Source organism: Streptomyces sp. NPDC033180, from assembly GCF_055577645.1.
Genome location: NZ_JBVIPU010000003.1, coordinates 69,987 through 77,693, shown reverse-complemented (window position 1 = coordinate 77,693; position 7,707 = coordinate 69,987). Strand labels below are relative to the sequence as shown.

Annotated in this window: 6 protein-coding genes, 2 tRNA genes and 1 pseudogene; 3 read left to right on the top strand and 6 right to left on the bottom strand. The window is 70.6% G+C overall.

Annotated features, from left to right (window positions below):
* From ACZ5WE_RS11080 to ACZ5WE_RS11070, 3 genes and pseudogenes are all read left to right on the top strand, one after another.
* Positions 1–609 (top strand): annotated as a pseudogene (locus ACZ5WE_RS11080) (hypothetical protein); the annotation flags it as partial.
* 371 nt (positions 610–980) lie between these two features.
* Entirely contained in the window at positions 981–2,474 is a 1,494-nt protein-coding gene (locus ACZ5WE_RS11075; RefSeq protein WP_467685325.1) for a N,N-dimethylformamidase beta subunit family domain-containing protein, read from the top strand.
* Positions 2,475–2,625: 151 nt separating this feature from the next.
* Positions 2,626–3,522 (top strand): phosphoribosylaminoimidazolesuccinocarboxamide synthase, encoded by an 897-nt coding sequence (locus tag ACZ5WE_RS11070; protein ID WP_467685323.1) that lies wholly within the window; start codon positions 2,626–2,628, stop codon positions 3,520–3,522.
* An 80-nt stretch (positions 3,523–3,602) separates the two neighbouring features.
* On the opposite strand, the gene ACZ5WE_RS11065 is transcribed toward ACZ5WE_RS11070, so the two are convergent.
* The 6 genes from ACZ5WE_RS11065 to ACZ5WE_RS11040 form a co-directional block, all read right to left on the bottom strand.
* Positions 3,603–3,678, bottom strand: a tRNA-Gly gene (locus ACZ5WE_RS11065).
* Between the two features lie 23 nt (positions 3,679–3,701).
* Positions 3,702–4,310 carry a response regulator transcription factor gene (locus tag ACZ5WE_RS11060; RefSeq protein WP_367043571.1) on the bottom strand — a complete coding sequence of 203 codons (609 nt, stop codon included), beginning with the start codon at positions 4,308–4,310 and terminating at the stop codon, positions 3,702–3,704.
* Positions 4,307–5,647 carry a sensor histidine kinase gene (locus ACZ5WE_RS11055; RefSeq protein WP_467685321.1) on the bottom strand — a complete coding sequence of 447 codons (1,341 nt, stop codon included), beginning with the start codon at positions 5,645–5,647 and terminating at the stop codon, positions 4,307–4,309. Before ACZ5WE_RS11055 ends, ACZ5WE_RS11060 begins: the two co-directional genes overlap by 4 nt.
* Positions 5,620–6,414, bottom strand: a complete 795-nt coding sequence (locus tag ACZ5WE_RS11050; protein WP_467685319.1) for an ABC transporter permease — start codon at positions 6,412–6,414, stop codon at positions 5,620–5,622. Before ACZ5WE_RS11050 ends, ACZ5WE_RS11055 begins: the two co-directional genes overlap by 28 nt.
* A complete protein-coding gene (locus tag ACZ5WE_RS11045; protein ID WP_467685317.1) occupies positions 6,411–7,379 on the bottom strand; it encodes an ABC transporter ATP-binding protein in 969 nt (322 codons plus the stop codon). Before ACZ5WE_RS11045 ends, ACZ5WE_RS11050 begins: the two co-directional genes overlap by 4 nt.
* Positions 7,380–7,575: 196 nt before the next feature.
* Positions 7,576–7,651 (bottom strand) — tRNA-Gly (locus ACZ5WE_RS11040).
* Between the last annotated feature and the right edge of the window lie 56 nt (positions 7,652–7,707).

The window sequence follows — 7,707 nt, the reverse complement described above, 5'->3', positions numbered from 1 at the left end:
TCCGAAAACCCCGCCAGCTCCGAAAGCCTCGCCAGCCCCGAAAACCCCGCCAGCTCCGAAAGCCTCGCCAGCCCCGAAAACCCCGCCAGCTCCGAAAGCCTCGCCAGCCCCGAAAGCCTCGCCAGCCCCGAAAACCCCGCCAGCTCCGAAAGCCTCGCCAGCCCCGAAAGCCTTGACGGCTCCGGCAATCTCGACGGCTCCGACAACCCCGAGGGTCCCGGCGGTCTCCTGGCCGCAGGTCTCACCGCCGAGCTGGCCCGCGAGGAAGCCGCGGCCCCGCCCCGCCCCGCGCCCACGGGACAGGGCCCGGACGACGCGCTCTGGGACGACGGGATGCTGCCGCTTTTCCCGCTCCAGCCGCCGCGTACGGGACGGGAGTTGCTGGCCGATCACGTCACGGCGCTGGTCTGCTGCGCGGCCGTGGACACGGCGGGCGCCGCCCCCGGTCTCGACTGGCTGGACGGCCCGTCCCTCCTGGTCGACGGCGAGCGCGCGGCGGATCTCGCGCCGCACGTCCTGAGCCTCGTGGAGGACGGCGACCCCATCCCCCTGCGTGGCTGGCTGGCCCGCTGGGGCGTCCGCCCGGAGAAACCGGTCCGCCTGGTCTGAACCGATCCCGCCCCGCTCCCACCTCCGCCCCGCTCCCACCTCCGCCCCGCGCCCACCTCCGCCCCGCTCCCACCTCCGCCCCGCTCCCACCCCCACCCCGCGCCCGCCCCTCACCCCCACTCCCCGGAACACTCCCTTCCGTTCTCGTCGATTAGCGACGAACGGTGACGGAGTGCGTGCGTAATGTGATGTGCTGGGATCGACCGCAGGTCCGGACATGCCAGTAGCACCGCAACGGGGACAGAGAGCGCAGCAACTCGCACCGCACGGCACAACACAGCACTCGCACAACACAGCACTCGCACCGCACAGCAACTCGCACCGCACAGCGCAGAGCAGTCTCGGGGGAGCAGCGAGGGAGGGGTACACACATGGGGTCGGAGCAGATCCGCAGGTGGGAATCGGGCGCCCTGGCGCACGCCGTGACCGACCCCTTCGGCCAGGGGCCGCTGCCCTGGCTCCGAGGTGCCGAGCACTACTTCGACGACACGGGCCAGGTCGTCCCCTGGTACATCGACCACGCCCCGTCCCCCGGCGCGCAGAACATCCCCGCACCCCGCAACCGCACCCGTACGAACGGCCCGCGTACCGCCGACGACGTGCACGGTCAGATCAAGGGATTCGCCTCCACCGGCGCCGCGGCCCCCGGCGGGGCGATCGACTTCCACGTCACGGTGGACCCGCCCCAGCAGTTCTTCGTCGACATCTACCGCATCGGGCACTACGGCGGAGACGGCGCCTCGAAGATCACCACGAGTCCGCGCCTCTCCGGCATCGTCCAGCCGCCCCCGCTCGCCGCCGACCGCACGGTCTCCTGCCACCACTGGTGGCTCTCCTGGCGTCTGCAGATCCCGAGTTACTGGAGCGTCGGCGCGTACGTGGCTGTCCTCACCACGGTCGACGGCTACCGCTCGCACGTACCGTTCACGGTCCGCGACGGCCACCGCGCCGATCTGCTCCTGCTCCTGCCGGACATCACGTGGCAGGCGTACAACCTCTATCCCGAGGACGGCCGCACGGGCGCGAGCCTCTACCACGCGTGGGACGAGAAGGGCCGCCTCCTGGGTGAGAGCGAGGCCGCCCACACGGTCTCCTTCGACCGTCCGTACGCGGGCGCGGGCCTGCCCCTGCACGTGGGCCACGCCTACGACTTCATCCGCTGGGCCGAGCGGTACGGCTACGACCTCGCGTACGCCGACACCCGCGACCTGCACGCGGGCCGCATCGATCCGACCCGCTACCGGGGCCTGGTCTTCCCGGGCCACGACGAGTACTGGTCGTCGAACATGCGCCGCACCACGGAGAAGGCCCGCGAGCACGGCACGTCCCTCGTCTTCCTCTCCGCCAACACCATGTACTGGCAGGTGGAGTTGGGCCCGTCCCCGTCCGGAGTGGACGACCGCCTGCTCACCTGCCGCAAGCGCCACGGCCCCGGCAGACCGGCCCTCTGGCGGGAGCAGGACAAGGCCGAGCAGCAACTCCTCGGCATCCAGTACGCGGGCCGGGTCCCCGAGCCCGCCCCCCTCGTCGTGCGCAACGCCGACCACTGGCTGTGGGAGGCGACCGGCGCGCACGAAGGGGACGAGATCGACGGCCTGGTCGCGGGCGAGGCCGACCGCTACTTCCCGCGCACCGCGCTCCCGGAGCACCAGCACCGCATCCTGCTCGCCCACTCTCCGTACGAGGACTCCGACGGCGTCACGCGCCATCAGGAGTCGTCCCTCTACCGCGCCCCCTCAGGCGCCCTGGTCTTCGCGTCGGGCACCTTCGCCTGGTCCCCGGCGCTCGACCGCCCCGGCCACGTGGACACCCGCGTCCAGCGCGCCACGGCCAACCTCCTTGACCGCATCTGCAAACGCGACTGAGCACCTACTGACATCGCCAGGGCCACCTTCTGACATCGCCAGGGCCACCCACGGACATCGCCAGGGCCACCCACCGACATCCCCCTGGCCGAGAGCCGCCTCCCCATGCGGGAGAATCAGCAGCACTCAGTCATAACCACGGGGAGGAACCGTGTCCGGATTCGTAGAAAAGCCCGAGCCGCTTCAGGTGCCGGGCCTGGTGCACGTGCACACCGGCAAGGTGCGCGACCTGTACCGCAACGAGGCGGGCGACCTCGTGATGGTCGCGAGCGACCGCATGTCCGCCTACGACTGGGTGCTGCCCACGGAGATCCCCGACAAGGGCAGGGTTCTCACGCAGCTCTCCCTGTGGTGGTTCGACCAGCTCGCCGATCTCGTCCCGAACCACGTCGTCTCCACCGACGTCCCGCCCGGCGCCCCCGCCGACTGGGAGGGCCGCACCACGGTCTGCAAGTCCCTGGCGATGGTCCCGGTCGAGTGCGTCGCCCGCGGCTATCTCACGGGCTCGGGCCTGGTCGAGTACAACGAAACCCGCACCGTCTGCGGCCTCGCGCTGCCCGAAGGCCTGAGCGACGGCTCGGAGCTGCCCGCCCCGATCTTCACGCCCGCCACGAAGGCGGAGGTCGGCGAGCACGACGAGAACGTGAGCTACGAGGAAGTGGCCCGACAGGTGGGCGCGGAGACGGCGGCCCAACTCCGCCAGGCGACCCTCGCGGTCTACGGCCGTGCCCGCGACATCGCCCGAGACCGGGGTGTGATCCTCGCCGACACGAAGTTCGAGTTCGGCTTCGAGGGAGAGACGCTGGTGATCGCCGACGAGGTCCTGACCCCGGACTCGTCCCGCTTCTGGCCCGCGGACAGCTGGCAGCCCGGCCGCGCCCAGCCGTCGTTCGACAAGCAGTTCGTCCGCGACTGGCTGACCTCGCCAGCCTCCGGCTGGGACCGCAAGAGTGAGCAGCCGCCGCCCCCGCTCCCGCAGGACGTGGTGGACGCTACGCGCGCCAAGTACATCGAGGCGTACGAGCGTCTGACCGGCATGGCCTGGTAGCGGCAGCCCGCGGGCAGCCGCAAGCAGCCCCAGGAACGCGAAGAACCCCCGGCGCCGAGAGGCACCGGGGGTTCTTCTTGTGGAGCGGACGACCAGGTTCGAACTGGCGACCTCAACCTTGGCAAGGTTGCGCTCTACCAACTGAGCTACGTCCGCACTGCGCCGTAGCGCGAAGCCAACTATACCCAACCTCGCTCGCGTGCGAGACGCACCGCGGCATGACGATTCTCCGCACCGATCTTGGTGGCGGCCGAGGAGAGGTAGTTCCGGACGGTCCCCTGGGACAGCGCGGCCCGCTCGGCGATCTCCGCGACGGGCGCTCCGTCGGCGGCGAGTTCGAGCACCTCGGCCTCGCGGACGGTCAGTGGCGAGTCCCCCGCGGAGATCGCGTCGGCGGCCAACTCCGGGTCCACATAACGATTACCTGCGTGAACGGTACGGATGATCTCGGCGAGGCGCTGCGCGCTCACGGTCTTCGGCACGAAGCCCCGTACGCCCACCGCGAGCGCCCGCTTGAGATGACCCGGTCTGCCATGACTCGTCACGATCATGGTGCGGCAGTGCGGCAGTTCGTCCCGAAGCGATGTGGCCACACTCACACCGTCGGCGCCCGGCATCTCCAGATCGAGCACGGCCACATCGGGCCGGTGTGCCCGCGCCATGGCGAGCGCCTCCGGCCCTGTGGCGGCCTCGGCGACCACGACGAGATCGTCCTCGAGCGCGAGAAGCGCCGCGAGAGCGCCGCGGATGAGGTGCTCGTCGTCGGCGAGCAGCACACGCAGACTCATCGCGTGACCCTTTCGACTTCCTGATGGTGGAGTTGCCGGAGACCGTTGTCCTGCGGGCGTACGTCCTGCGGCCCGGCCGACGGCACCTCGGCGGTGAGGCGGAACCGCCCATCGCCGGAAGCGAAGTCCAGCGTCCCGCCCACAGCGGCGAGCCGCTCACGAAGCCCTTCGAGGCCGGAGCCCTTCCTGCCCTCGGGCACGGCCTCGGGCACCCCGTCGTTCTGGACGACCAGCGACATACGTTCATCAGTGATCGTCAGGGTGATGTCACACCGCTGCGCGTCCCCGTGCCGCAGCACATTGGTGGTCGCCTCTCGTACGACCCAGCCCAGAGCGGATTGCACCGAGACCGGCAGCCCGGCGGACGACCCGGCCACGCGGCAGTCGATCCCCGCCGCCTCGAGGACACCCTGCGCACCGGCGAGTTCCACCGCGAGGTCGGCCTCCCGATACCCCCGGACCACTTCCCGCACCTCCCGCTGAGACTCCTGGGCGATCCGCTGCACCTCGACCATCTGGTCCACTGCTTCGGGCCGCCCCCGCTTGGCCAGCTGCACGGCCAGCTCGCTCTTCAGCGCGATGACGGCGAGGTTGCGTCCCATCACGTCGTGCAGGTCACGCCCGAACCGCAGCCGCTCCTCGGCGACCGCGAGCCGCGCCTCGACCTCGCGGGCCCGGTCGGCCTCCCACATCACGGAGAGCGTCCAGGCGCCGCAGCGAGACGAGAGCAGGGCGACCAGAGTGCCGAAGGCGATCACCAGCGCCGTGGCCACGAGCTGTACGTCGCGGACGCCGACCGCGGCGGACCCGGCCACGACCGCGGTGTCGATCACGGCGAACCGGATGAAGAACGTACGGATCGGCACGGCGAAGGCCAGCGACTGTCCGTAGGGCATCACCGCGAACATCGTGGCGAGGACGAGCGTCGCCTCCTTGACCCCGTCCACGGCCTGCAGGGTGAGCACAAGGCCCAGCGCCACGACCAGGAGCCCGAGCGACACGGCGAGGTCGCGGCGCGGTGGCTCCGCGCGTCCCAAGAAGTGGTCGAGGGAGCGGCGCAGCGTGCGGTTGACGTGCACGCACTGCACGGCGGCCACTCCTATCAGCGTGCAGCCGAGGAGCACCGGGAGGGTCTCGTGCCGCAGGCTCACACCCAGCGGCACCGAAACCCAGCTGAAGAAGAAGAGCCACGGCATGGCATGCCACATGGCCACGCTCTGGAGCTCGACCTTCTCGATCTTGTTCCGGTCACGCCACTCCCGCTTCCACTCCCGCACCCGGCCGCCGACCACCACGTCCGACCCCTTCCTCAACGCCGCGGCTCCCAGCGGAACCATCGCCGTACAGCAAACACCGAGACCACGGTCCAGGCCACAGCGGTGAGGAGCGCGCCCAGGGCGTCGGAGCCGGAGAGTTCCCCGGTCCAGCCGCCGCGCACCAGCGTGATCACCGGCGAGAGCGGCAGCAGCTCGCAGACCGACGCGAGCTTGTCAGGCATGATCTCGAAGGGGATGAAGAGGCCGGAGCCGAACATCGAGCCGAACGCCAGGGGCATGGCCATGACCTGCGCGGACTCCACGGACCTGCTGAGGCTGGCGGTCACCGCGCCGAGGGCGCTGAACATCACCAGGCCGAGCAGCACCCCGATGACGGCGAGGTGCGGCGCGCTCGGCGCCCCCGCGTCGAGCAGCACCGTGCAGCCGATCGCGAGGACGACGGCCTGGACCACGCCGATGGCGACGGAGGGCAGCGCGGCTCCGGCAAGGATCTCCGGGTCCCTCAGCTCTCCGGTGCGCAGCCGCTTGAGCACCAGTTCTTCGCGGCGGGCGGCATAGACAGCGGTCAGCGCCGAGTAGACGGCGAAGAGCAGGGAGAAGCCGATGGCGCCGGGCACCACAACGGCCCCGACCGAGAGCCCGTTGGCCTTCAGATCCATGCCCTCCGCGACTTGGCGCAGGCTGAACGGCATCACGACCGGCACGAACAGCGCCGCGAACAGCGTCCCTTTGCTGCGCCCGAAAAGCGTGAGCTCCGCCCGGGCGAGCGCGGCCATCCGCTGGGCGGGAGTCGTCACCGCTTGCGGGGCCCCTGTCAGCGCACTCATGCCACCGTCTCCTTCTCCGCGACACCCGCGACACCCGCAGCGCTCGCACCCTCGGCCTCCCGCGCGATGCGCAGGAACGCCTCCTCCAGCGAAGCGGCCCGTACGTCGAGACTGCCGAGCTCGACGTTCGCGTCCCGCGCCCACAGCAACAGCCCCGTGGCCGCCCGTTGCAACTCGTGCGTGCGCAGCCGGACCCGTCCGCCGACGATCTCGTGCTCGCTCACTCCGAGCTCGCCGAGCGGCGGCAGATCCCCGACGAAGTACCCGGCGGGCAGTTCGAAGGAGACGTGCGAGGGCTGTTCGGCCACTACGTCGGCGACCCGGCCCGCAGCCGCGATCCGTCCCTCATGGAGGATCGCGAGCCGTTCGGCGAGGTTCTCGGCCTCTTCGAGGTAGTGCGTGGTGAGCAGTACGGTCGTGCCGCCGTCGCGCAGGGCCCGCACCAACTCCCAGGTCTCGCGGCGCCCTTCGGCATCGAGCCCGGTCGTCGGCTCGTCGAGGAAGAGCACCTCGGGCCTCCCGATGAGGGCCGTGGCCAGGTCGAGCCGTCGCTTCTCACCGCCGGAGAGCATCTTCACGCGGACGCCGGCCCGCTTGCCGAGGCCCACCATGTCCAGGGCCTCCGCGGCGGGGCGGGCGCCGCTGGTGCACGCCCCCCACATCCGTATGGTCTCCGTGACCGTCAGCTCGGAGGGGAAGCCGCCTTCCTGGAGCATCACACCGATCCGGTGGCGCACGGCGCCGCGCTCGGCGTACGGATCGTGTCCGAGCACCCGCACCCGCCCCCCGGCGGGTGCGGCGAGCCCTTCGAGGAGTTCGACGGTGGAGGTCTTGCCCGCGCCGTTCGTCCCGAGCAGCGCGAAGAGCTCACCGCGTCCGACGGAGAACGAGACTCCCCGGACCGCCTCGAAACCTCCCCCGTACACGCGCCGCAGATCGGTCACGTCGATCACTTGGTCAGTCATGAGAAGAGCCTCCCCCGGCCGCGCGCGCCGGAGCAGTGCGCGCTGTCACCGGCTCGCATGACAAATGTCAGAAGGGGGCCTGGGCAGGGAACAAAGGGGCCTGGACGGGGAACTAAGGGGGCCTGGGCAGGGAACAAGGGGGCCTGGGCAGGGAACGAAGAAGGCCCCGGTCGCGATGACCGGGGCCTTCATTCTTTGGAGCGAACGACGAGGTTCGAACTCGCGACCTCAACCTTGGCAAGGTTGCGCTCTACCAACTGAGCTACGTTCGCATTGCCTCCGACCAGCTCTCACTGATCGGCGCGAGCACCAGCCTACCGCACTCGAA

Bases quoted from the DNA above. Each gene is read 5' to 3' on its own strand.
- ACZ5WE_RS11075 (WP_467685325.1), top strand. From the start codon at position 981: ATGGGGTCGGAGCAGATCCGCAGGTGGGAATCGGGCGCCCTGGCGCAC.
- ACZ5WE_RS11050 (WP_467685319.1), bottom strand. From the start codon at position 6,414: ATGAGTGCGCTGACAGGGGCCCCGCAAGCGGTGACGACTCCCGCCCAG.
- ACZ5WE_RS11055 (WP_467685321.1), bottom strand. From the start codon at position 5,647: ATGGTTCCGCTGGGAGCCGCGGCGTTGAGGAAGGGGTCGGACGTGGTG.
- ACZ5WE_RS11060 (WP_367043571.1), bottom strand. From the start codon at position 4,310: ATGAGTCTGCGTGTGCTGCTCGCCGACGACGAGCACCTCATCCGCGGC.
- ACZ5WE_RS11045 (WP_467685317.1), bottom strand. From the start codon at position 7,379: ATGACTGACCAAGTGATCGACGTGACCGATCTGCGGCGCGTGTACGGG.